The organism is Bradyrhizobium erythrophlei, from assembly GCF_042430365.1.
GTDB classification, from domain to species: Bacteria; Pseudomonadota; Alphaproteobacteria; order Rhizobiales; family Xanthobacteraceae; genus Bradyrhizobium; species Bradyrhizobium erythrophlei.
In genome coordinates this window covers 21,059-44,283 of sequence record NZ_JBHMET010000224.1, presented here as the reverse complement: position 1 = coordinate 44,283, position 23,225 = coordinate 21,059, and the positions used below count along the sequence as shown (strand labels likewise).

Annotated in this window: 28 protein-coding genes and 1 pseudogene; 24 read left to right on the top strand and 5 right to left on the bottom strand. The window is 59.2% G+C overall.

From position 1 onward, the window contains the following. Nucleotides 1–87: 87 nt before the first annotated feature. Entirely contained in the window at nt 88–951 is an 864-nt protein-coding gene (locus ACFFWD_RS31400) for a host specificity protein (RefSeq protein WP_376972011.1), read from the top strand. 1,222 nt (nt 952–2,173) lie between these two features. After that, the gene (locus tag ACFFWD_RS31395) at nt 2,174–2,584 is read left to right on the top strand and encodes a Rieske (2Fe-2S) protein (protein ID WP_376972009.1); all 411 of its coding nucleotides are present in this window, start codon (nt 2,174–2,176) and stop codon (nt 2,582–2,584) included. A gap of 10 nt (nt 2,585–2,594) precedes the next feature. On the opposite strand, the gene ACFFWD_RS31390 is transcribed toward ACFFWD_RS31395, so the two are convergent. Further along, nucleotides 2,595–3,185 (bottom strand): hypothetical protein, encoded by a 591-nt coding sequence (locus ACFFWD_RS31390; protein WP_376972007.1) that lies wholly within the window; start codon nt 3,183–3,185, stop codon nt 2,595–2,597. A gap of 282 nt (nt 3,186–3,467) precedes the next feature. On the opposite strand from ACFFWD_RS31390, the gene ACFFWD_RS31385 reads away from it, so the two are divergent. The 16 genes from ACFFWD_RS31385 to ACFFWD_RS31310 all read left to right on the top strand — a co-directional run bounded on the left by ACFFWD_RS31385 (nt 3,468) and on the right by ACFFWD_RS31310 (nt 14,555). After that, nucleotides 3,468–3,788, top strand: a complete 321-nt coding sequence (locus ACFFWD_RS31385) for a HesB/IscA family protein (RefSeq protein ID WP_376972005.1) — start codon at nt 3,468–3,470, stop codon at nt 3,786–3,788. A 19-nt stretch (nt 3,789–3,807) separates the two neighbouring features. Continuing rightward, complete coding sequence (locus ACFFWD_RS31380; protein WP_376972003.1) at nt 3,808–4,098, top strand: NifU family protein; 291 nt, start codon at nt 3,808–3,810, stop codon at nt 4,096–4,098. A gap of 11 nt (nt 4,099–4,109) precedes the next feature. Beyond that, on the top strand, nt 4,110–5,303 hold the full coding sequence (gene nifS / locus ACFFWD_RS31375; protein WP_376972001.1) for a cysteine desulfurase NifS: 1,194 nt from the start codon (nt 4,110–4,112) through the stop codon (nt 5,301–5,303). Next, nucleotides 5,300–5,524: a putative nitrogen fixation protein NifT gene (gene nifT / locus ACFFWD_RS31370; RefSeq protein WP_376971999.1), complete on the top strand. Its 225-nt coding sequence runs from the start codon at nt 5,300–5,302 to the stop codon at nt 5,522–5,524. The genes nifS and nifT overlap by 4 nt, the downstream gene beginning before the upstream one ends. Next, entirely contained in the window at nt 5,521–6,384 is an 864-nt protein-coding gene (locus tag ACFFWD_RS31365) for an SIR2 family NAD-dependent protein deacylase (protein WP_376971997.1), read from the top strand. The genes nifT and ACFFWD_RS31365 overlap by 4 nt, the downstream gene beginning before the upstream one ends. Before the next feature lie 340 nt (nt 6,385–6,724). After that, nucleotides 6,725–8,266 carry a nitrogenase cofactor biosynthesis protein NifB gene (gene nifB, locus ACFFWD_RS31360; RefSeq protein WP_376971995.1) on the top strand — a complete coding sequence of 514 codons (1,542 nt, stop codon included), beginning with the start codon at nt 6,725–6,727 and terminating at the stop codon, nt 8,264–8,266. A gap of 11 nt (nt 8,267–8,277) precedes the next feature. Then, a complete protein-coding gene (locus ACFFWD_RS31355; protein WP_376971993.1) occupies nt 8,278–8,502 on the top strand; it encodes a 4Fe-4S binding protein in 225 nt (74 codons plus the stop codon). A 346-nt stretch (nt 8,503–8,848) separates the two neighbouring features. Then, nucleotides 8,849–9,268 carry a 4Fe4S-binding leucine-rich repeat protein gene (locus ACFFWD_RS31350; protein ID WP_376971991.1) on the top strand — a complete coding sequence of 140 codons (420 nt, stop codon included), beginning with the start codon at nt 8,849–8,851 and terminating at the stop codon, nt 9,266–9,268. Continuing rightward, entirely contained in the window at nt 9,265–9,585 is a 321-nt protein-coding gene (locus ACFFWD_RS31345; protein ID WP_376971989.1) for a nitrogen fixation protein NifZ, read from the top strand. Before ACFFWD_RS31350 ends, ACFFWD_RS31345 begins: the two co-directional genes overlap by 4 nt. Beyond that, a complete protein-coding gene (locus tag ACFFWD_RS31340) occupies nt 9,582–9,821 on the top strand; it encodes a nitrogen fixation protein NifZ (protein ID WP_376971987.1) in 240 nt (79 codons plus the stop codon). The genes ACFFWD_RS31345 and ACFFWD_RS31340 overlap by 4 nt, the downstream gene beginning before the upstream one ends. A 15-nt stretch (nt 9,822–9,836) precedes the next feature. Continuing rightward, nucleotides 9,837–10,196 (top strand): DUF3024 domain-containing protein, encoded by a 360-nt coding sequence (locus ACFFWD_RS31335; RefSeq protein ID WP_376971985.1) that lies wholly within the window; start codon nt 9,837–9,839, stop codon nt 10,194–10,196. 33 nt (nt 10,197–10,229) lie between these two features. Next, nucleotides 10,230–10,499, top strand: a complete 270-nt coding sequence (locus ACFFWD_RS31330; protein WP_376971983.1) for a DUF6129 family protein — start codon at nt 10,230–10,232, stop codon at nt 10,497–10,499. 44 nt (nt 10,500–10,543) lie between these two features. Next, nucleotides 10,544–11,698 (top strand): DegT/DnrJ/EryC1/StrS family aminotransferase, encoded by a 1,155-nt coding sequence (locus tag ACFFWD_RS31325; protein ID WP_376972321.1) that lies wholly within the window; start codon nt 10,544–10,546, stop codon nt 11,696–11,698. Between the two features lie 347 nt (nt 11,699–12,045). Then, entirely contained in the window at nt 12,046–12,264 is a 219-nt protein-coding gene (locus ACFFWD_RS31320) for a hypothetical protein (protein WP_376972319.1), read from the top strand. Beyond that, on the top strand, nt 12,261–12,734 hold the full coding sequence (locus ACFFWD_RS31315) for a Rieske (2Fe-2S) protein (protein WP_376971981.1): 474 nt from the start codon (nt 12,261–12,263) through the stop codon (nt 12,732–12,734). The genes ACFFWD_RS31320 and ACFFWD_RS31315 overlap by 4 nt, the downstream gene beginning before the upstream one ends. A 1,473-nt stretch (nt 12,735–14,207) precedes the next feature. Further along, on the top strand, nt 14,208–14,555 hold the full coding sequence (locus tag ACFFWD_RS31310; protein WP_376971979.1) for a (2Fe-2S) ferredoxin domain-containing protein: 348 nt from the start codon (nt 14,208–14,210) through the stop codon (nt 14,553–14,555). Between the two features lie 527 nt (nt 14,556–15,082). Here the strand turns inward: ACFFWD_RS31310 and ACFFWD_RS31305 are convergent. From ACFFWD_RS31305 to ACFFWD_RS31295, 3 genes and pseudogenes are all read right to left on the bottom strand, one after another. Then, the gene (locus tag ACFFWD_RS31305) at nt 15,083–15,820 is read right to left on the bottom strand and encodes an OmpW/AlkL family protein (RefSeq protein WP_376971977.1); all 738 of its coding nucleotides are present in this window, start codon (nt 15,818–15,820) and stop codon (nt 15,083–15,085) included. 478 nt (nt 15,821–16,298) lie between these two features. Then, a pseudogene (locus ACFFWD_RS31300) lies at nt 16,299–16,711 on the bottom strand (thioredoxin domain-containing protein). 167 nt (nt 16,712–16,878) lie between these two features. Next, complete coding sequence (locus tag ACFFWD_RS31295) at nt 16,879–17,145, bottom strand: hypothetical protein (protein ID WP_376971975.1); 267 nt, start codon at nt 17,143–17,145, stop codon at nt 16,879–16,881. 413 nt (nt 17,146–17,558) lie between these two features. Between ACFFWD_RS31295 and nifH the strand changes: the two genes are divergently transcribed. From nifH to nifV, 3 genes are all read left to right on the top strand, one after another. Then, nucleotides 17,559–18,443: a nitrogenase iron protein gene (gene nifH / locus ACFFWD_RS31290; RefSeq protein WP_376971973.1), complete on the top strand. Its 885-nt coding sequence runs from the start codon at nt 17,559–17,561 to the stop codon at nt 18,441–18,443. A gap of 153 nt (nt 18,444–18,596) precedes the next feature. Beyond that, entirely contained in the window at nt 18,597–19,310 is a 714-nt protein-coding gene (locus tag ACFFWD_RS31285) for a nitrogen fixation protein NifQ (RefSeq protein WP_376971971.1), read from the top strand. Nucleotides 19,311–19,881: 571 nt separating this feature from the next. Beyond that, the gene (gene nifV, locus ACFFWD_RS31280) at nt 19,882–21,069 is read left to right on the top strand and encodes a homocitrate synthase (protein ID WP_376971969.1); all 1,188 of its coding nucleotides are present in this window, start codon (nt 19,882–19,884) and stop codon (nt 21,067–21,069) included. Between the two features lie 150 nt (nt 21,070–21,219). On the opposite strand, the gene ACFFWD_RS31275 is transcribed toward nifV, so the two are convergent. Next, entirely contained in the window at nt 21,220–21,450 is a 231-nt protein-coding gene (locus ACFFWD_RS31275; protein WP_376971966.1) for a hypothetical protein, read from the bottom strand. Nucleotides 21,451–21,862: 412 nt separating this feature from the next. Here ACFFWD_RS31275 and nifW point away from each other — a divergent pair, with 412 nt between their 5' ends. The 3 genes from nifW to ACFFWD_RS31260 all read left to right on the top strand — a co-directional run bounded on the left by nifW (nt 21,863) and on the right by ACFFWD_RS31260 (nt 23,218). Continuing rightward, nucleotides 21,863–22,204 carry a nitrogenase stabilizing/protective protein NifW gene (nifW, locus tag ACFFWD_RS31270; protein WP_376972317.1) on the top strand — a complete coding sequence of 114 codons (342 nt, stop codon included), beginning with the start codon at nt 21,863–21,865 and terminating at the stop codon, nt 22,202–22,204. Between the two features lie 44 nt (nt 22,205–22,248). Next, nucleotides 22,249–22,641, top strand: a complete 393-nt coding sequence (locus tag ACFFWD_RS31265; RefSeq protein ID WP_376971963.1) for a hypothetical protein — start codon at nt 22,249–22,251, stop codon at nt 22,639–22,641. A 283-nt stretch (nt 22,642–22,924) separates the two neighbouring features. Then, nucleotides 22,925–23,218: a hypothetical protein gene (locus tag ACFFWD_RS31260; protein WP_376971962.1), complete on the top strand. Its 294-nt coding sequence runs from the start codon at nt 22,925–22,927 to the stop codon at nt 23,216–23,218. Nucleotides 23,219–23,225: the final 7 nt, after the last annotated feature.

Genomic DNA, 23,225 nt, shown 5'->3' with positions numbered 1-23,225 from the left:
TCAGGTTATGGTCAGCTAGGCTGCATATTGTCGTTCCCAGGGCTTAAGCGGCACGAGCCGGCAGCAAACAACTAGGAGTAGATACTGATGTATGGCCGAATCATTGGCTCATCCAGCCAGTCCACAAGCGCTAGCCAGGCTGATGAATCGGGACTATCAGGAGATAGCCACCGCTTTGCGGAAACAGTTGCAGGCATGGAGCCAGGCAGTTCGTCTGCGGCGACAACGCGGCCATATTCGCTCGTTTCCGAACCCCCTATCACGGAGATCGGCAGGGATACCTTCAATGAAGAGGTGAGGGATTTCTTTGGCGCTGACATCAAACGCATCGCCGATAATCCGCAAGAGTACTCGGATTTCGTATCCACAAAAGCAGGGCGCGCAGCAATGGTTGCTAGAGGTTACGCTAGCAACTTCGATGATCCGAACAAGGAGGCGCGATTTTTCCGCTATGAATTGGGCGACAAGACCGCAGGGCTTCTAAGAGTAGGAGGCAAACATCGCATCAAAGGAGAGCAGTTTCAACAGCAGTTTCCCGGGCGCAATGAGATCACTTCATTTGTAGACTTTCGGGTTACCCATCCGCTTGTCGAGAACGCGGGCGATATTCTGCTGGAACATCAACTTCGGCTCGACGGCGATCGGCCGTTGGTCATGTCGCGTCCTGCCTGGCCGGGCATAGAACCCCGTCTAGCGGAGATGGGGTTTGTTCATATGGGACGTAATCACTGGGTGCTTGATCCGACCCAGCATCCCGAAAAGTGGACGAAGAACGCTGACGGTGAATGGCAGAGGGCAGACAAGCCTGAACGATATCTCTCCAAAGCTGAGAGCGGTGATAGCGATACCGAAGCAGATATCGAAGAAACGTCGAGTGAAGCAAGTATCCGGACGGATTCGACGGGCGATGACCCGAGTTGGTACCTCGAGCGCGCCCTCAGTATACGCTGAGGATTGGCTGTGATCGCAACGACGAGACCGGACCTGAAGGTGATCGGTATCTCGTCGTTGCGCTGCGCACGCCAGCAGCGCGTGCTCCCGTCCGCTTCCTCATGATGCGCCGTGGGGATAATTGGCACGGTTCACCCGCCATCTTTCGCGAGTATCCTCTGTTGTGCCACTTGCTGGATGCCCAGAATCATTTTCTGCTCGGTCAGCCCAGCGGGCTGGCAATGCCGTCACTCGTGGTTCCAAGATCTCGCCCCCGGGATGATCCCGCCCGGCCCTGAGGCAGCTTGTGGTCCGCCGAGCAAGCTGGTCATCAATCGTGAACTGCAAAAACTGCAGTCCTCCTGATAGGGAACAAGCGCGGACGGTTAGCGAGGGCGCGGATTGCGTCGATCGACTGTCATGCGGGGCTGTTATCGTAGAATTGCCACGACGCTTCGAAAACTCGTCACCGCGACTTCTTCCCCGCTCGCGATTCCGATCGGGGAACTTTTGTCATCTGATGCTCAGCTAGCAAGCTTGGCCGACGAGTCTCACACTGTTACCGTACCTGTAACATGCCGAATGTTCCGCCTAGTGGAATAACAATTAGGACTACACTGCTTGAAAGCCTTGGGGCCAGTCTCCAGTTGCCCCGAGGGCTCGAAGTATTGTCATCGCACTGGCACTCAAGTGTTCCGAACAGGCCGTAGAGCGTGGTGGACTCTTTTCATTCACATCGCCCGTTCCCCCGAAAGCCGCAAACATGCGGGAGTTGCCAAACGAGGCGCGCTTTGATGAAAGGTTCGATGGAGTTTTCACCAAGATCGCGCACCGCGCCGTGCGCGCTGCGTCCTGAATTCCTCGTTCAACATTGGTGCTCCCCGAAGAAAAACGCGTCATGCCAGTTCATCACGATAATTACAGATTCGGCCGCGCGGCAGATCGTTCATACGAGGCGCTAGCCTACCCGTGACATTCCGCGGGTAGTGTGACGCGATGCGAGCGCATTTGCCTTCAGCTCGTCCAGCAAGGAGGCGGAAAAGTCGGAAGGCAAAGAGACCTTGTTCCACAGCGGCCGCGGAGTACGTCCGAGGAGGAGGGCTGGAAAGCACCATACTGGCGCGGCGTGCATCCGTCTCAATGAGTTGTGGTCGCGCTTGCGATGCCGCGCATCGGAGTGCTCAGAAGAGTGACCGATTCTTGCAGGGCTGATGGCAGCGTGATCGATTAAGGGCGTCCCGGCATGAACAAGCAATGGGTGCGGCAGAATACCGTCTATGGGATTTGCGGCTTCAACGACATTCCGAGCCGCCGGGCCATGGGATTCCATCTCATGATCGTCGATGAGGATGGTAACCAAAGGCCGTGGCCCATCGTTGTGGTGCGCTGGGGCAAGAAGGTGCTTGGCTATCTCAACAAATGCCCACACAGCGGCGTCAATCTGGACTGGGAACACAACGAATTCCTCGATCCATACGGCATCCGACTGATGTGCGGCAAGCACGGCTCGACCTTCGAGCTCGGCACTGGCCGCTGCGTCGACGGCCCGTGTAAGGGCGACGGGCTCACGCCGATCGCACTGACAGTTCTGGACGGCGATATCTGCATTATCGGCGTGCGGCTTGTCGAGGACGATCCCACCGGCAACCGCTAAAAGCCCGCGCTCAGACCGGCCGATTCTCGTTGCGGTTCTTCACGGGCTGCATCCTTTTCAACCCCTCTTCGTAAGAGATCTCGTCATAGGACGCATCAAGATACTTGACCGCGTCGAGCAGGTAGTCGAGCTTGCCGCCCCCGTCGAGCCTCTTGATGTCGTTCTTGCTGAGCCCGACCAGGTCCATCATCTCTTTCCAAACTGTGGATTCATCGCACGGCAGCACGTGGAAGGTGATATTACCGAGCTTGGTGCGGTATTTCGCCAACAGGTCTATGTTGTTGCAGAACATAAAATAGCTACCATCCGGGCTGAGCGCGCCGCCAAGGATATCTACGACGTCAGCAAGGTAAGCGAAGGAGTGCAGATAGCCGGCCAACACCGGAATAGTGCTTTCACCTTCCTGCGCAACCGTCAGAACCTGCTCGACCGAATAGTCCGGAGGCCGTTTCTCGTCCGCGACCTGGGCCTGGAATTTCAATGCGATATCGCCGCGAAAGCCAAACCGCCCTGGCTTGGTGGTCCCTCCCTTGAATACGGCGTTCAGCAGGCGCCCCTCCCTGTCCAGCCGTCCGAGCGCGGTATTCTCGATTGCGGTCATGAAAATCTTCCTCGATCTAAGCTCACATCACCGGCCACCTCGGCCGGCACAACACGCAATGCAAATTGTTTGCCGCCGCATCCGTAACGATTCATCGGTGTCGCTCTAAAGAAAGGACGCAGGCGTGCTGCGATCCTCTCAAGGAGCCTTGTCAGGAACACGACACGAGTTCCAAAGCCAACGGGCGCTATTGGGAAAAGGCGCGCATTATCAGGCCTATGCTCGCTGGCATGCGACTTGCCAATCCGCAGGCAACCGACCCAAGCAGATGAGAGGTGAACGATGATTAATCTGACGGATAGCGCAGTGAATGCGGTCAAGAGCGCGATTTCAGCAGCGACGCAGCCGGCAAGCGGCCTGCGTATCATGGTCGAGGCGGGCGGCTGCGCCGGGTTCAAATACATGATGGGCTTGGCTGACGAGGCGAAGCCTGACGATACCGTGATCGAGCGCGACGGGCTTAAGGTGTTCGTCGACAACAAGAGCCATGAGCATCTGCTCGGAACGACCATCGATTTCGTGATTGCGCCGGAGAACCCTGGCTTCACCTTTGATAATCCGAACGCCACTTCGAACTGCTCCTGCGGCAAATCCTTCAGCTGACGACAAGAGAAATAGAAGCATGCTGGTCGAACCCGAACAACTGAAGCAACCGTCGGCCACTAGGCCCGAGCGGGAGCTACTTATTCGCGGCGTAATTGAGGAGGTCCGATCCCATCTGCAACGCGACGGCGGCGACTGTCAGCTGGTTGAGATCGACGGCAGCAGGATCACGGTCAGGCTGACCGGGGCCTGCGTATTCTGCAAACTTTCTAGCGCGACGCTCGAAAGCATTCAGGCGCGGCTGGTCGAAAAGCTCGGTGAATTCGTCCACCTGATCCCGGTTGCCGGCCCCGCCAAGGCGCGGCATTAAGCGAGGTTCGAGTGCCGATCTACCTCGACAATAATGCGACCACGAGGGCGGATCCGTCCGTCGTGCAAGCCATGTTGCCGTTCTTCACCGAGCAGTTCGGCAATGCCTCCTCTGCCCATGCCTTTGGCAGAGAGGTCGCAACCGCCGTGAAGCAGGCGCGCCAGAGCTTGCAGGGATTGTTAGGGAATGCCTACGATCACGAGATCGTTTTCACCTCCGGAGGGACCGAGGCCAACAACACTGCCATCCTTTCTGCGCTTGCGACCCAGGACGGGCGCGACGAGATCGTCACCACCTCCGTCGAGCATTTCGCTACCCTTGCACTCGTCGAGCAATTGGTGACAAGGGGTGTCAAGACGCATGTGATCCCCGTCGATTCGCTCGGCCGGCTCGACATCGAAGCATTTCGCCGGGCGCTTGGAACGCGCACGGCAATTGCGTCGGTCATGTGGGCCAACAACGAGACCGGAACGATTTTTCCGGTTGAGTACCTGGCCGGGTTGACGCGTGAGGCGGGTGCGCTGTTTCACACCGATGCGGTGCAGGCTATCGGCAAGGTGCCCATCGACCTGAAGGACAGTGCTATCGACATGCTGTCGCTCTCCGCGCACAAACTGCACGGCCCGAAGGGGATCGGCGCGCTTTACTTGCGCAAAGGTACAAAATTCAGGCCGCTGATCTGGGGTGGATCACAGGAACGACGGCGCCGTGGCGGGACCGAGAATATCCCCGGCATCGTCGGTCTGGGAAAAGCCGCAGAGCTTGCGGCGGAGCGGCTCGAGCCGGAGCGTGTTCGCATTGGTGCATTGCGCGATCGCCTTGAGCAGGCGATCTTGCGCAACGACGACTGCGTGGTGCTCGGCGACGCCAGAAACCGGCTACCGAACACCGCCAGCATTGCCTTCGAGCATCTGGAAGGCGAAGCTATCCTCCATCATCTCAATCGTGCGGGCATTGCTGCTTCGCTCGGATCTGCCTGCAGCTCCGGTTCAATGGAGCCATCGCATGTTCTGCGAGCCATGCACCTGCCGGCGAGGAGCCTGCGCGGCGCGGTACGCTTTTCTCTATCGCGTGAAACCACAGTCGACGAGGTCGATCACGTCGTGTGTGCACTGTCCGACATCGTAGCTCATCTGCGCGCCATGTCGCGAGAGCAGATTAATCCGGTCAGCGATACGTCATCGTCCAGGGAGTTGACCTCATGAAAATCATGATCCGCCGCTCTGCCGACACGGGGCTGTCGATTTACGTGCCGAAGAAAGATCTCGAAGAGCCGATCGTTGAATCCGAGTATGAGACGCTTTGGGGCGGCTGGATCAGAATAGCCAATGGCTGGATGCTCGACCTGCCCGAGATGGCGAGCGACACGCCGCTGCCGGTCACAGTCAACGCCAGAAAGCGTGGGGAGGACGAGAATAACTGGTGAAGGCGGCCCCGGAAATCAATTTTGTCAACCCAGCTGATGCGGAGGCGATTCTCACTGACCTCACGGCCAGGCTGAGATCCGGCAGTATTGTTCCCTATCTTGGGCCTGGCCTCGCCGAGTTGTCCGGACCCGATGTGCCGATGACGCCTGAGGCCTTGGCAGCCTTCTTCGAAAGCAAGGTCGCGCTGCCGCGCCGGGTCAGGGGCAATGCCTGGGCATCGGCGCAGCATATCGAGAGCAGCAAGCATCGTTCCACGGTGACGGCATTGATGGCGCAGGCGTTCGCTCTACCGGTCGAGCCGACGCCGCTGCATCATCATCTTGCGTCCCTATCGCTGCCGATGATAATCGACGTTTGGTACGATGGCGCCATGCGCTTGGCGCTCGGCACCCGTCACGGATGGGGAGAGGTGCAAGGTGTTTCCCGCGTCGGCCTCCGCGAAAGCCGCTGGTATCGCTTTTATGATTCGGCGGGCCAAGAGGTTGATCGTGCCGCGGCCGATGATTGGGCGACTGTGCTGTACAAGCCGCATGGCAGCGTGCTGCCGGTCAAGAACTTCCTGATTACCGACGCTGATTATGTCGAGGTGCTGACCGAGATCGATATCCAGACGCCGATTCCCGACATCATCAAGCAAAGGCGGACCGGGCGAAGCTTTCTCTTCATCGGCTGTCGCTTCAACGACCAGCTGTTGCGTAGCTATGCGCGGCAGATCACCACGCGATCGACCGACATCCATTACGGACTTGTCGATCCGGAAGCGCTCTCGCGCAACGAACTCTGCTTTTTGGCTGAGCAACGCCTGACGCCGCTCGCGATGTGGCTCCCGCGCGCGGTGGAGATATTGCTTACCAAGTAGCGCCGCAAAGCGTGCCCCCAAGCTCGGCCGGCTTATGGAGAGAGATGGCACCGCATCGAAGCTGCGGCCGCCGGTGAGTGGGAGCGGCTGCCCGAGCTCGGTGCGTGGACGAATGCGCACGCAGGGCACCTCTCTGTCAAAATCGCGACGGCTGTCGCATTTCCAACATGCGCGTCATCGCTGTCGCGCGTGCAACGGGGCAGTACGCTCCGGCTAAATCGTTGACATAAGCCAGAAATGTCATTGTCTTCGTGATGGCACGCGAGTTGCTAACCTCTCTCTGTGGCTCGCTTGGGGCTCGTCCTGGGAAGCCAGTTCAACTTGCGGGGAAAAACTGAGTATGAACGCGGTCGCGGCCAAAGATGCGGTGGATAGCAGCGAGATGCTGGCCATCGCCGAGCATAAGGGGTGCCCCACCGCGGACCGCAGCGGAAAGGCGACCTGCGGGTCACAGGCCAGCCAACGGGATCTGCCGACCGAGATCTGGGAAAAGGTGAAGGACCATCCCTGCTACAGCGAAGAAGCGCATCATCACTACGCCCGCATGCATGTCGCGGTGGCGCCGGCCTGCAACATCCAGTGCAATTACTGCAATCGCAAATACGACTGCGCCAATGAATCGCGTCCGGGCGTGGTGAGCGAGCGGCTCACCCCTGAGCAGGCGGCGAGAAAGGTCTTTGCTGTTGCCACCAGCATTCCGCAGATGACCGTGCTCGGCATCGCTGGCCCCGGCGATCCCCTGGCCAATCCGGACAAGACCTTCAAGACATTCGACCTGGTCGCCGAGGTGGCGCCCGACATCAAGCTGTGTCTGTCAACCAACGGGCTGGCCCTGCCTGACTACGTCGACGCCATCGCCCGCTCCAGTATCGATCACGTCACCATCACCATCAACATGATCGATCCCGAAATCGGCGCCGAGATCTATCCGTGGGTTTTCTTTAACCACAAGCGCTACACCGGCAGAGAAGCCGCAAAGATACTCACAGATCGCCAGCTGCAAGGCCTCAAGATGCTTAACGAACGTGGCATCCTGTGCAAGATCAATTCGGTGATGATCCCGGGCATCAACGATCAGCACCTGGTCGAAGTCAATAAGGCGGTGAAGTCGCGCGGCGCCTTTCTGCACAACATAATGCCACTGATCTCCGCGCGCGAACACGGCACGGTATTCGGTCTCAACGGCCAGCGATGCCCGACGGCGCAGGAATTGAAGGCGCTGCAAGATGCTTGCGAAGGACAGACAAGCATGATGCGGCATTGCCGCCAGTGCCGCGCCGACGCCGTCGGCCTGCTCGGAGAGGATCGCAGCGCTGAGTTCACAATCGAGAAGGTCATGACCATGGACGTCAAATATAACCTTGAGATGCGAAAAGCCTATCACGCCAAGGTCGAGGATGAGCGCGCGGCCAAGATCGCGGCAAGGCAGGAGGAACTTGCGGAAATCGCCGGAGAGACGAGCGAGATCACGCCTCTGGTGGCGGTGGCGACCAAGGGCTCGGGCCTGATCAATGAGCACTTTGGGCATGCCAAGGAATTCCAGGTGTACGAACTCTCGACATCCGGCGCCAAATTCGTCGGCCACCGTCGCGTCGATGTCTACTGCCAGGACGGCTATGGCGAGGAGGATAGGCTTGCGACCATCATCCGGGCCATCAGCGACTGCCATGCGGTGTTCGTGGCCAAAATCGGCGGCTGCCCGAAAAGCAATCTGATCAAGGCTGGCATCGAACCGGTTGATCAATACGCGCACGAGTTCATCGAGAAAGCAGCGATCGCCTGGTTCAGGTCCTACCTCGACAAGGTGGAAAGCGGTGAGATCCAGCATGTCAAACGCGGCGATGCGGCAATTCGGCAGGGAGCGCTGATTTCGGCGGCGTAGGGGAGCAATCGATGCCGTTCAAGATCATCGCCTCGCAATGTACGGGCTGCTCAGCTTGCGAGCCCTTATGCCCGAATGTTGCGATCTCGGAGAAGGGGGGAACCTTCGCAATTGATCCGAAGAAGTGTACCGAATGCATCGGCTATTTCGACGAGCCGCAATGTGTCGCGGTCTGTCCGGTCGACAACACCTGTATCGTCGACCTCTCATTGCCGCGCTGCCAGGCGCAGGCCTAGACGAGTGAGCCCATGAAGTTCACGCCAGGCCACGGCGCTAACAAACCAACGAGCGTAATGCCGCGCGTTGATGGCGCCGCAGGTTCCGACTGTCGGGTCTCCGTCACACCGGGCGGTTGCTCGGAAATATTCGACCATATCGGCGTTGCGTCGGCACGGGGAAGCGGGCTCGCTCGTCAGCGAGCGCAACTGTCCAGAGTTGCTTCTAGCGAGGACCGGATCCTGCTCGACGGTATCATCGTCCATCGGGCCGACATCGCTGCACGGACCGGTGTGTCCTTCTCCAAACCTGGTGTGCCGCCCCACAACGTCGCAGAGACCACCCGTTGGGAGAGCGAAGCTGCCGATGAACCTGGATGTAGCAGGCATTGACGAGGCTCACGACTGGCGGGGCTATGAGGTCAACTACAGCGCCTGCTCCCATCGGTCGTGGAACAAAGCGGGCGGCTGCCGGCTTTTGCATGCCTGCGTCAGCGATCGGTACGGCTGCCGCACGGCGGCACGACGTGCTCCCGATTCGCGGCTGCTTGCCATGGTGAGCGACCCGGACGCCTCCGTGCGGCTCGGGATCGCGCAGCGACTGTCACCACAGTCTCTAACCGTTCTGCGGCGCGACCACGATCATCGTGTCCGCTACGAAGTCGCGCCCCGCGTTGTGGCAGACGGGTTGACGGGTCTCATCGAAGACGAGGAAAGTATGGTGCAGGAGATCGCCCGCACACGCTCGTCCGTTCGCCCTGCAGAGCCGCGGGGGAGTTGTGCATGAGCAACATCGTTCGCGACAGTGACGTCGTCGAGCTAGGTGGGCCGCCTGTCTTCAAGTTTGGCGAAATGGTTCGGGCCAACCGCACAATCCGCAATGACGGCACCTATCCCGGCAAGGAGATCGGCGACATTTTGGCCAAGAAAGGTGCGGCGGGGTACGTCGTTTCCATCGGCACGTTCCTGCAGCAATTCTATATCTATGGGGTCGAATTTCTTGAAAGCGGCTACCGCGTCGGAATGAAGCGCAAGGAGCTCGATCCGGTCGACGCGTGCGAAGAAGTTGACGATCCTCCGCTGCCGGAAGAGATCCCATCATGATTGAGTCGCGCGTTCCGAAATATCAATCCGGTCAGCGCGTCAAAACCGCGGTCGACCTCATTAACGACGGTTCGTTTCCCAATGCGTCACCTGATGGGCTCCTGATCCGCGCCGGAGGGATCGGCGAGATCATTCGGGTCGGCATGCATACCGAAGCGAGCGTACCGATTTATCTCGTAGATTTCGGTGAGCAGCTGATCGTCGGCTGTGTTGAAGAAGAAATCACGGCGCTTTGAAGGGAGGGTTTCGCAATGAATGCCGCGGTGATGAAAAAGGTGGCGGCCGGCTTGATCCCTCACCCGAACGAGCTCGATCGCAAGCGGATCGAGCGCGGCTTGAGCTCGCGCAGGCACTATCGCTATGTCTCGCCTAGCGTGACGCCGGTGAGGGGTGGCTATCTCATTGAGAGTCCCTGCTGTTCGCACAATATCGATAAGAATGGCGGTCGGATTGATGTTGCGCTGATCCACTATGATGCCGTGAGCGGGATCTGGAAGCTGTTCTGGAAAAATCACGCACGAGGAATCTGGGAATTTTACAGCATCTATCACCGACTGACCTCCGCGGTCGACGAATTGAACACGGATCCAGAGCGATTGTTCTGGCAATGATGCTCATTCGGGACCAGTCATATAGGAGCCACAATGGCGCTCGGCACCGACCAACTGATCGAAATCGAACGCGTGCTTGCGACGGCTGACGCTGATCCATCCCCGCTTGTCGAGCTACGGCGCCGCTTTCCTCAGCTCACTTGGGTGCGCTGCGATGCGTCTGATGTGACGGAGCAACCCTTCCGGCGTTTTCCGCGTTTCGACCTGCACCTGATCGATGGATCCGATCACTGCATGCAGATTACGGCCGAGCCGGCGCGGGCGATCGGCATTGTGCTGGCTAAAAGGAACGTTGGGCAGTGACCGGCACTGGACTCGCACAAGGTCACTTCGAAGGCGTCGAAGCGGTGGAGGCGGATGTATCCTTCATTCCGCTGTCCGATCCTGATATCACTTTCGCCGAGCTCTCTGCCGTGGAAGCGCTGCTCTGTTCACGGCGAATTTCCAATGGGCCGATTGTTGAGGCGTTCGAGCGCGCTTTCGCCGCCTATCTTGGCCGAAATTATGCCGTCGCCGTCCCGAGCGGCACGATTGGTCTTTTGCTTGCGCTGAAGGCGCTCGAGATCGGGGCGGGGCACGAGGTGATCGCCTCGTCCTATTCGTTTCGCGAGACGGTCCATGCCATCAGTCTCGCGGGCGCACGGGCGGTATTTGTTGACATCGACTATTGGTCCGGAGCGTTGGTTCCGGCGAAGGCCGAAGAGCGTATTACGGCCGACACACGGGCGATCATTGCCGGCAATCCCAACGGCCACCCCGCGCCATGGTCGGAGCTGCGCGCGATCGCGCAGCGCCATCGGCTGCCGCTCTTGGAGGATTCCACCGAGGCGATCGGATCGAGGTACAAGGACGAACTTGTCGGCGGCTTTGGCGATATCGCGGTCTTCGACTTTGCCCAGCCTCTTGCCCTGAGCTGTGGAGAAGGCGGAATGGTGGTGACCGACGATATCGAACTGGCCGTTGGCCTGCGTCGCCATCGCACGCACCGACCGGACGAGCGTGCCTCGGTTATCGTCGGCAGCACAGCACCATACCAGGCCGGCATGAGCGATCTTACAGCCGCTTTGGGGCTTTCGCAGCTAAAGCGCCTCGACGACATCCTGGAGCGGCGGCGGTTGATCGAGCAGCTCTACAACGCACATATGCAATCTTTTGAGGGCATCAAGCCGCCCTATGTCGGTCCCGATGTGACCGAGGTGAACTGGTTCCTTTATCTCGTTCATCTCGGGACGCGATTCACGCGGTCCAGCCGCGACGCCATTGTCGATGATCTGCGGGTCGAGCAGGTTGAAGCAGCCGCCTATTGTCATCCGTTACATTTGCAGCGTCACTATTTTGATCGCGGCTATCGGCGTGGCGAGTTCCTGGTCACGGAAAAAATCGCCGATCGCGCCTTGGCGCTACCGTATCACACCCATCTCACGAACAACCAGATCGAATTTATCGTTGAGACAATAAAAGATGCGTCGATCAATATCGGCGCGGGGGCAGCGATCTATTGAGCTACTCATTATCCAGTACACGAAGAGGCGGACTGAATAGAAGCGGTCATCAACTTGCCGTTCAAGGCGACTTCGGTCGCCGAGGACACATCGCTTGCGGCGGCGCTGCTTGGCACAGAGATCGCTGTCAAAAATGCAGAGGCGACGCCATGGCAGCCATTCGTCCCGGTGGACGCGAGGGCTCTCCAAAGTTGCACGCGAAGAACATGTGAAGCTCGGATCTCTGCGCAGAGGCCGGCGCCAAGTCGCGCCTCGCCTGCAACGCAGAGGTACTCGAGACCGACCGCGTCACGATCGAGCTCCTCAGCTTCGGCTCGGGCTCTAACTTGGCCAAAACGGGGAACGATATGAATTCGCAACAAGTCATCATTCACGTTCGCTTCGCCCCGAACGGGACGGTGGTCCGGATCAGCGAGCGCCCGGCGCGGCTCACGCCGCACCAATGGTTTGATGTTCTCAACGCGCGTGCCGGGTCCGCCTATAGGCCACTGGCTGGCGGCCGCGGCGTTTTTCGGCTGACCCGGGCTGCGGTTGATGCCTTCAAGCGAGAAACTGTCACGCCATGAGCGAAGAGAGCATCCACAACAGGGCGGGCCATGAGATTGAGGTGTTCGCCGTCTGTCCGGCGGATGCCGTCGAGCGGGGTGGCGCTAGGGGGGGCAGCCTGTCGCGGATCGACGACATCGGCGAGAGCCGGCCGTTTCCGATTTTTGTGGTACGGACCGTCGGCAACGACTATTTCGGATATGTCAACCGTTGCCCGCATGACGGCGTCTGGCTCAACATAGGCTCCGGCGAGTTTTTCTCTCCGGAGCGCTCCTTTCTCAGATGCAGCCGGCACGGTGCGACCTTCGAGATCGACAGTGGGCTCTGCATCGATGGCCCATGTAATGGGAACACCCTTGAGCCGGTCGCGCTCGCGGTGATCGAAGATGACGTCTGCCTGTGCGGCGTCAAGCTGGTGGAAGACCATCGCTTTGCCGATTCGTTCGAGGACAGCGAAGAAACTATGGAGATCATGATCCATCCGGATTAGCAGGCCCTGTGATCTCGTGGGACCATTGCTCGAGCCGCTTAGGTGCTGGAGGGATCTGCCGGATGAAGCCGTCGTTCTCATAGACATCGGCGTAGGTCTGCCGCGTGTCACTGCTGTGGATCTTTTGGGCGCTATAGGGCCGCTTTGGCGGAAGTCATCCTGGGGTCCAGCATGACTGAATGGGACGGATACTTGAGCAGCGAGTGACGAGCTTTCGCCATATCGTTGCTCGCGCGTATCGGGCGGCCTCGTGAGGAGCGACCGGCTGATCGAAAGTTCTCATCGCGCACGGACGCAGTGGACGAAGCGGAGATCATTCGTGCCGTGCAGTCGGCTGATCTCGCCGGCGTTAACGACGTGCTCAAGCGCGATCTCGCCCAAACGGTGTGGCAGGCCAAGACTTACGTCTTGCTGCTGGGGATAGGACTACATTCGAGACAAAAAAATGCCCCCGGCGGCCGTGACTCCGCCGAGGGCACCGTCTGGGCTGTGGAAGCAGGGAGACCCAGACTGACAGGACCGCTGGGGGAGGTGGGGAATGACGATCCTGTGTCAGAAGTTCTTGTGTCAGAAGTTCTTGGGGCCTCGTCGAAAACGACGTCATGCGCTGCAAGTGCGGGGGCCGTCGGCTCGGCAAGGAGGTCATGTGGAATATCCAGCTTTGTCATGTCATGACGTCCTTCAAAGCGTTGCAATTGCAATGCCACAGCGCGTGCGTCATGCGACGCTCTTAGCGAGTGTCGTCACACTAAGCCGACCGACCGGGTCCAATCGGCTGAGTGATCTCAGCGCCTACATGACTGCGAGCGTGGTCCGGCCCGTCGTTCCGCAAGTGAATGGCAAAAAACGCGTTTCAAAGCATAGATCGCGAGGTTGTCGGCGCAATCTGGGATCGGTGATGGCGTGTTGTTGTTGCAAATCGGGGTCCCAGCCCCGATCGGCTTGCCGCCTCGCATAAGCTGCGCTCGGCGATGATCTGTGATTGGTCAAGGCCTCTGCGACAGCTATGAACCTTGTCGGGCTGGACCGTGAGCGTAAAAAATCCGCCCGATGTCGGTCGCGTCCGCAGCAAGAGAGAACACTACTGTCGCAAACGTAACAATGATTGGCAGTTGCCGGTCGTCAGGCAGAGAGGAACTGTTGCAGAAACGAGCCTTACGGATCATGGTGTGGAGTTTGCATGGATAGGTTGGATGGTGGAGCAAGCCAAACGGGAGCAAAGATGATCGTGATAACCGGACCAGGCATTGAAGGCCTGATCAGGGAGGTCTTTTCAGAGGCGGAGGTGTCCGGAATCGATTGTGCCGGCGACGGCGATGATTATGGGAACCGCCTTTCGTGTGCCTTCGCAAGCAAGCGCGGGCCGGCATCACGTAGTCTAGGCGGCGCTCGACGGAGAAAATGGGCTCCAGGGGCGATCCAGTCTGGCTTGTCAGCTTTTCAGATGGGGCCAGTTTATCGCAGGGCAGATGCATGAGCGCAGAAACGGAATTCGAGCTTCCTCAACTCTATAGGTATCATGTCTTTGCCTGCCACACCCAACGCCCGCCCACTCATCCGCACGGCAGCTGCGGCGCCTCCGGCGCGCAAGCTCTGTCGGATAGGATGAGCAAGGCGATCGAGGCGCAAGGCCTCAACGATGTCGGCTTCACGACAGCGGGCTGCCTTGGCTTTTGCAACGCCGGTCCCTTGATGGTGGTCTATCCCGACGGCGTTTGGTACCGCGCGACTACGCCTGATGACGTTGATGAGATCGTCATGTCCCATCTGAAGGAAGGCAAACGAGTCGACCGTCTCGTGATGGTGTTGAAGCGAAGCTAGAGTCGCGCTTGGCGCGACCTTGCGCGGGCTATAAGGACTGTCCGGTTTATCTGTTCAACGGCTAACGTCTCAAAAGCGTTGGATCGAGGGCGATGGCGAGTGCGGCGCCAGCCTTCGTCAAGAGATCCGTGCGCGGCGCCAGGACTTCGACGATTGTCGTAGCCTTCGACTTCATCGCGATCCTCGGCGAGATGGTTGGTCCTGATCACACTGCGATGCTTTATCACCGTAGATGAGCCCATCTTCAGATTCTTGATTGGCGCTGTCTCGCTCGGCGAGCGGCGTCGGTGTGAATCACTGACCCTTGATGTCCATTGTGCTGCTATCTGCGACATGCGCCGAGATAAGAAATGGTGCAAACGGCCAGACGTCTGACCAATTCGATCGCGTTCGCCGCCTCGTGCCACTTCTAATGTCTCAAAGGCGGATGCCGCGAGCTCCCGCGCCGAGCGAGTGACGCTTCTTTGAGTCATCTCGCTCGATCGTTTGTTTGATCAAACCGTTTTACGCTTTTGTCGGCTCTAGCGTCAGAACTTGTAGGTGACGCCGCCGCCAACCAGCCATGGGTCGATATTGGCGCGACCGGTGACGGGGATCGCGTTGTTTACGGTCGCCGAATAATCCGGCCGCAGATACAACTTCTTCACATCGAAGTTGAGGCCCCAGTGACGATCGAGCATGTAATCGAAGCCGAACTGGACCGCGAAGCCAACGTGGTTGCCGATGTGCAAATTCGACACCGCCAGGCCGGCGAAAGGCGTATTGGCCGCGGATTGGTTGAAGAATACGGTGTAGTTGATGCCAGCGCCGATATACGGCTTCAACGCGCCGAAATCGGTGAAATGATATTGCAGGGTCAGCGTCGGCGGCAACAGCGAGGCTTTGCCGACATCGAGTCCGTTGAGCGTCCCGATGCCGGTGATGTGATGCCTGGTCACGCCAAGGATGAGTTCGGCGGCGATGTTCCTTGTGAAGAAATAGGTGATATCGAGCTCCGGTATGACTTGATCGCTGATTGAGAGTCCGGAGTTTGGCGACGACAAGGGCAGGATCCCCGCGGCATTGACCGAGCTGCCTCCGGCATCCGGCAACACGCCGAGCACGCGCAAGCGGATCATCCAGGGATTGAACGGCTCGATCGGAGGCGCTTTGGTATAGACCGGCGCTGACGCCAAATCCGCAGCCTGTACCGACATGTTGGCCCCACCGAGCACCGTAGTGAGCACGAGCAGCGACGCGGTTGTCAGAATTGTTCTTGTTCTCATCAAAGTCTCCATTCCCAAGTCAGCGCGAGGAGTCGCGCGGACGCCTCTGTCACACAAGCGAGACGTTAGAGGATTTGATGCCGATCAAATTGGACGAGGCGTGGTTCAATTAACTCGCCACGTTGCATAAGGATCACAGACGTGAAGCGTCGTGAGTCGTCTTCGGATCGTTATTCGACTGTTTATTTGTTGAGCTGATCTTCTCATGGGACTTTTGACATTCGTGCTCGAATGCACCCGATCTGCACTGGTTATGTGCGACCAAGAGCCTCGAAGTGGGCGCCGCCTGTTAAGTCCCATTCGCGGGAGAGGTCGTAGTTGCGCGGAGCACAAATCCGGGTGAGGTGGATACTGCGTTGGTGGTTAGACAGTCACCCCCGGCCTTCTTAGTGCGAACGTTTCGTCTAGCTTGCGAAGAACGAGAGAGGAAGTGTTGTTTTTCTCGCCGATCTCATGGCAAGTGAGTTCTGGAATCGTCTCACATATGCGGACAGTATGCGCCCGCTCTCTCGCGCGGGCATCCCTTGGAATCATCCCCCGTGCGCTGCCCAAGCAGGGACAGCACGGGCTCACGGTCGAATCCGGCACATCGTGCGCCGTCGGCGTTAATCAGTGGCCGTCGGATCAGGAGCGGATCGCTCAGCATGCGCGCAAGTGCGCCCGCTGCGTCGCTTGTATCGGGATTGATTTCGCCCGACTTGATGCGGGGTGCGGCGCGGTTGAACCAGGAGCCAACCGGCGTGTTGCCGAAAAAGCGGCATAGGTCCTCCGCACGCCACTGCTCCTTTAGGATATCTTTGGCAATCACGTCGTGGCCAGCGGCCATCAGCGCCTGCATCTGACGCGCATTGGTAGCGCAGCCGGGCTTTAATAGAAGATGATCGTCGCCATGGCGCTGGCTATTCAAACAGGTTGAGCGGCATGATCGGCGCGGCGTCGCCAAGAACGGTTTCGAACCTCTTGCAGACGACCTCCATAGTCAGCGGCTTGATCATCAACGTGTTCGCCCGCCTCGACGACTTCCATGGGTCTGGCCTCATGGGATTTGTCACGGACGATCAAGATCGAACGTCCGGAAATTGGGCCGACAATTCGCCGATCGGCGTCGGTCCTTTATTCTTCAGAAAGGAGACGCCGAGCAGCACCACATTCGGCTTCAACCGTTCGACGTCCTCGGCGAAAGGCTCTTGCGGCGTGTAGAGCCCGTGCGTCTCGATCTCGTTATGCCGCGTGATGTGCAAGGCTGCGCAGGTGATTTCGCCGTTGTCGACCACGAATAGCTGTCGCTGGTCCTCCGCTTTCGACGCTACGAGCCCGAGCTGCATTGTCTCGCTCCTCAAATCGCGCCGAGAACCGGCTTGCAAGAGGGATTAGCAATTCCCGTTCCACATATGCACGCATCGAAATGGTCCGCGGCAAGCCGGCTTTTGCCCGTTTCATGCTCGGGATCTTTGTTCGGTGTCTGACAGCCGCGCAAATCCTGTCTGGTCCAAAACAGCAGGAATTGCCCGCAGGTTCGTCAACTTTTGCCAAACATAATCAAGAGCTTAAGAAGTGCGGACAAGCGCTGGCACGGCGATTGCTAACTCAGATGAAGCAACACTGAGTGAGGGCTGAGTGCACGCAGACGCGCAAGACGAGCGATGCTCTCCTTCCCCCCGTGTGCCTCGTTTCTCAAAGAGAAACAAGCTCGCGCTGAACGGCGCAACTTTTGGCAAATCGGTTGATGGAGAGCAACATGGCTTCACTGAGACAAATCGCGTTCTACGGCAAGGGCGGAATCGGCAAGTCGACCACTTCGCAGAACACGCTGGCGGCGCTGGCCGAAATGGGTCACAAGATCCTGATCGTGGGCTGCGATCCTAAGGCGGACTCGACCCGCCTGATCCTGCACGCCAAGGCGCAGGACACGATCTTGAGCCTCGCAGCGAGCGCCGGCAGTGTGGAGGACCTGGAACTCGAGGACGTGATGAAGATCGGCTACAAGGACATCCGCTGCGTGGAGTCGGGTGGGCCTGAGCCGGGCGTTGGCTGCGCTGGTCGCGGCGTCATCACCTCGATCAATTTCCTGGAGGAGAATGGCGCCTATGAGAACATCGACTACGTCTCCTACGACGTGCTCGGCGACGTCGTCTGCGGCGGCTTTGCAATGCCGATCCGCGAAAACAAGGCGCAGGAGATCTATATCGTGATGTCCGGTGAGATGATGGCGATGTATGCCGCCAACAACATCTCAAAAGGCATTTTGAAGTATGCGAACTCTGGCGGGGTGCGGCTCGGCGGTCTGGTTTGCAACGAGCGGCAGACCGATAAAGAGCTGGAACTGGCAGAGGCGCTGGCCAAGAAGCTCGGAACCCAGCTGATCTATTTCGTGCCGCGTGACAACATCGTCCAGCACGCGGAATTGCGCCGCATGACGGTCCTGGAGTATGCGCCGGAGTCCGCGCAGGCCGACCACTATCGCAATCTCGCGGCCAAGGTCCACAACAATGGCGGCAAAGGCATCATTCCGACTCCAATCTCCATGGACGAGCTCGAGGACATGCTGATGGAGCACGGCATTATGAAGGCGGTTGACGAATCCATCGTCGGCAAGACCGCCGCCGAACTCGCGGCCTCGTAAGGGGCGCGAGTCGCGGCCTCGTAAGGGCGCGCGACGGATGCCGGTCTCCCAAAATCACCCCATCCCAGGGAGACCGGCATTCTAACGATGCACTCGTGACCGGAACAAGGATGCGACGGCGCATATCCGACCGCTGTGAAAGTTCGTAAAGCCATGCTGGAAGCGCAGTTCGTTCCCTTTGTGGCTGCTTGTGCCACTGATGCGATCAGTCAAGTGCATGGCGGAATTGCGACCTACCGCCTGCTCACCGGGACGCATCCGGCGGATGCCGATATCACCGGTGACAGCAATTTCGATCGTCACGTTCTGGCGTCCATTCTGGCGGCCGCCACGATGGATGGTGGTCCAGTCCCCGAGAAGGCCGGCCTCACCGGTCAAGAGCTGGCGCTGTTGCTGGAGCAGTACTTCCCGTCGGTTCAAATCAAAGCCGAGGAGCAGCTCTTGCATTTCAAGTGCAATGAGAACGACGAGTTCGCAATGGTGCACGATCTCTTGCTCGGGCAGCGGTCGACCGAGGGGGACATCGGCCGCTGGCTGGCTGCGATGATTGCACGTCGCGCCATAGAGCCAAATCACTTGTGGGAAGATCTCGGCTTGCGCAATCGCGGCGAACTATCCCGGCTGCTAAGCCGCCATTTCGCGCCGCTCGCCGCGCGCAATATCAACAATATGCGCTGGAAGCGCTTCTTCTATCGCACGCTCTGCGAGGACGATGGCCTTGTGATGTGCACGACGCCGGTGTGCACGCAATGTAACGACTTCAACGTCTGCTTTGGCGATGAAAGCGGCGAGAGCCGGATGGCCGAGCGCCGGCGCGAGGTTCTGCTGCGGGCGGCTGGCCCGGTTGTCGGCGACTGGCCCATCTGAGGCGGAATGGAATGTCTGTTGTCTAGGCTTCAGGGGGAGGCTGCAGCGGGCGCGCCGTCGTCTGATCTTAAGTGAGCTCGTGCCGGGGATGACCGGCAGGTCATTGAAGGGATGCTATTTACCGAGGCGCGCGATGCCGGCCCTCCGGTTTCGTAGGTCTACAACCACCTTGAACCCGTCCATGTAGCGGCCTCCCGCGCTGGATCGGTTCCAACGGGGACGGACGCCATGTCGTTTTCTAAGACCAGTACGAGCAGCAGCTCATTATCATCTGCACGACGAAGACATTTTAGTTCAAGACTCCTGAAGCCGATTTCCTGATTAGGAATGTCCGAGGGACTGCTGGGTCACCAGGTGTTCCGAATCATCCACCTGCCCGCTAGCCGAGTTGATCGCCAACTCAGCATGGCAAAAGCCAGGTTGAGACGTCCGCTCTGCAACGCTGTAGCGTTCGCGACAATTCGATGGCGGCGGAAAATGCAGATTGCTCAAGAAATTTGAGGTTGTTGCTGGTGTGGCATGCCGGTTGCTCAAGCGGTCCTTAGTCAAACACAGCAAGGAGCCTCTCGTGATGACCGCCGCTACTGCTGCCAACCCGTCATGGTCCGAAACCGCACGTGCCAGGCCGATCGTGCTCAACGACACGACACTGCGTGACGGCGAGCAGGCGCCTGGCGTTGCGTTCACCACCGACGAAAAGCTGGCAATCGCGCAGGCGCTCGCGCGGGCGGGGGTCACGGAGCTCGAGGCGGGGACGCCGGCCATGGGCAGTGACGAGATCGCCGCCATCCGCGCCATTGTCGAAGCGAGGCTCCCGCTAACCGCCATCGGCTGGTGCCGGATGCGCGAGGCTGATGTCGACGCGGCGATCGAGGCGAAGCTATCCATGATCAATATGTCAATCCCGGCCTCCGATGTGCAGATCGCGGCCAAGATTGGCGGGCATCGCGAAGTGGCTCTGGAACAGATGAAGCGGGTTGTAGGTTACGCCCGTGAGCGGGGGCTCGAGGTCGCTGTCGGCGGTGAGGATTCCTCGCGTGCCGACGTGAATTTTCTCATCAAGCTGATCGCAACTGCAAAGGCCGCAGGTGCGCGACGCTTTCGCATTGCCGATACGCTCAGTGTGCTCGATCCCGACTCCACCTTCGCGCTGGTCGGATGTTTGCGCGCGACCACCGATCTCGAGCTCGAATTTCACGGCCACGACGATCTCGGACTCGCAACCGCCAATACGCTCGCCGCCATCAAGGGTGGCGCGAGCCACGCCTCGGTGACCGTCATCGGGCTGGGCGAGCGGGCGGGCAATGCGCCGCTGGAGGAAGTGGCGGTCGCGCTCAAACAGCTCTACGGACACGACACCGGCATCATACTGACTGAGCTCGAGAACGTCGCCGCTGTGGTCGCGGCCGCAGCTGCACGTGCAATTCCTCTGAACAAGGCGATCGTAGGGGAGCACGTGTTCACACACGAATCCGGCATTCATGTCGACGGCCTTTTGAAGGATCAGCGCACCTATCAGTCGCTCGACCCCCAATTGTTTGGACGCTCCAACCGGTTTGTGATCGGCAAGCATTCCGGGATTTCGGCGATCACCTCGTTGCTTGACGAATTGCAGCTTGCCGCCAGCGCCGATGAAGCGAGACAAATCCTGTCGCGGGTGCGGAAGCATGCTGTCAAGCATAAGCTGCTGGTTCAGCGCGAGACGGTCGTTGCGATCTGGCGCGACGTCTGCGAACGCTCGTTGAGCTATCGTGCGTGAGGCGGTCATGTCGACCATCATCACCGCCGCGCCTTTCGAAGCCATTGCGGCACCCCGAAAGGGGTCTCTGATCTCGTTAATAGGCGAAAACATCGCCCGCGTCCGCCTGCGCGATCCTGCGGCGCGCCCTCAGCTCCAGAGCGCGCGGTGCTATGCCAGTCTGCATGGCGCGATCTGGTATCGCATGGCGAACCTATTCCGGGTTGCCGGGCGGCGGTCTTCAGCGCGGCCTTTGTCCTGGTCCGACGCTTCCTGGCCGTGGATATCGATCCCGGCGCGATCAACGGCCGCGGCGTCTTCATCGACCACGGCGCCTGTGTCGTCATCGGCTAAACCACCGAAATGGGCAGCGATATGACGCTCCATCACGGCGTCGGACAACGCGGTGTGTCATGGGCGCCTGACAAACGCCATCCGGCCCTGGAATGCAGCATCGTGGTCGGCTCCGACGCCAAGATGTTTGATCCCATCGCCGTCAGCACAGGCGTCGGCTGGCTCCAATTCGCTGGTCATCGAGAGCACTCAGCCCGACGTGACCGGCCTCAGCCTCTGGGCGAGCGTGGCGCAGCCGCAGCACGGTCTTCTCCGGTCTGGCGACGATATCCACTTCCATTATCATCAGACGCCGCATCCCGCCGGCGAGGTCAGTACCATTCTGATCAATCCCCTCAAGCTTCTGGAGGCGCGGTTAGGCGATATGCTGCGCCTACGGGAGGCGATTTTGCTGCGAATTTGTCAGGCTGTGCCGGATCTCAACCACGCGCCGGCGGCCCAACCCAAGGGAGATATTTCGATGAGCGACGCACGGGCGACCGCCGGCATCCTGGATCGGCTCAACAAGGCCTCCTCGGCGGAAGACTTTTTTGCGCTGCTTGGCGTCGATTACGACCCCAAGATCGTCAATGTCGCGCGCCTGCATATCTTGAAGCGTATGGGGCAATATCTCGCCGAGGAACAATTCACCGGTGCCGCGGAGGTGGAGGTCACGGCACGGTGCAGGGCGATCCTGGAGCGGTCCTATGCCGAGTTCGTGGTGTCGGCACCGATCGACCAGCGGGTGTTCAAGGTTTTGAAGGATGCGGTCGCGGAGCCCAAGAAGCCGGCGGCCTTCGTGCCATTGAGTGCACTGAAGTAACGTCGTGCATCATCTCAGTGCGGTTTGTCCTAAGGCACGTCGTTATGGCGCGTCGCCTGGTCTTCGTCTTTATCCAGATCGTCTCTGCAGCGACGCGCAAGGCGGCGCTGTCGCATTCCCGACCCATGTCCGGAGTTGTCCTGTCGGCGATGTTAAGGGCCAATCTCAATTCTTCTCAAGTCGTTGCTTTGACACCCGATTTTCGATGGTGCGGCAACTGGTACAGCACTTGCTGTTCTCCTGCCACGTCCGCCATTGACGCCGACGATACCGAATTGTCGCCATCCGAGATGAGATTTGAAGGAACACCAATGACATTGCTTCAAGTGCTCGCCGTCAGGGCCATGCATCATCTTTGGGTCACACTCGCGGTAATGCCGTTCGAAACTGACGCTATTGAGGCGGGGATTGACCGAGAAATGGCGGTCAATGGGTAACTCGCGCGTCCACGCTACACCTGGAGAAGGCATGCAAGCTGTCGTCTGTATCAAGCAGGTCCCGGATTCTGCAAAGATCCCCGTCCACGCCACGACCTGCAGCATTTCGCGTCAGCGGGGCCGATTGTCATGGACCTATGCGACTTGTTCGCAATGGAGGCCACGCACGAATTACGTGACGAGATCGGAGGCAAGATCACCGTTCTCACCAAAGTCGGCGCGGCGCGCCGCGCCGAATAAGCGTTGCGAGTGTTGCGCACAAAGCGGACCTGCAGGGTCAAGCATGCCGGAAAAGACCAGCGAGTTTCACTGCGGTCGCATGGCCGACGCCCTGCACGCAGCGCCGTTGCCGGTCGTGAAATGGAGTGCGCAGGAGGCCGGTGTCGAGGATATCTCGCAATATGGCCTGCGCGGCTCACGTAGCATCGTCAAGCGCCTCTTTGCGCCCTCGGTCCGCTCTTTAGAAGGTGGGGCTGGGGGAGATCGCGGAGAAGCGAGCCAGGTGCAGATCAAATCCATCTTCAAGGAGCAGCCCAAGCTAGAGAGCAATCTCGTGGGGCATCCGCGCAGGTTCTGAGGGGAAT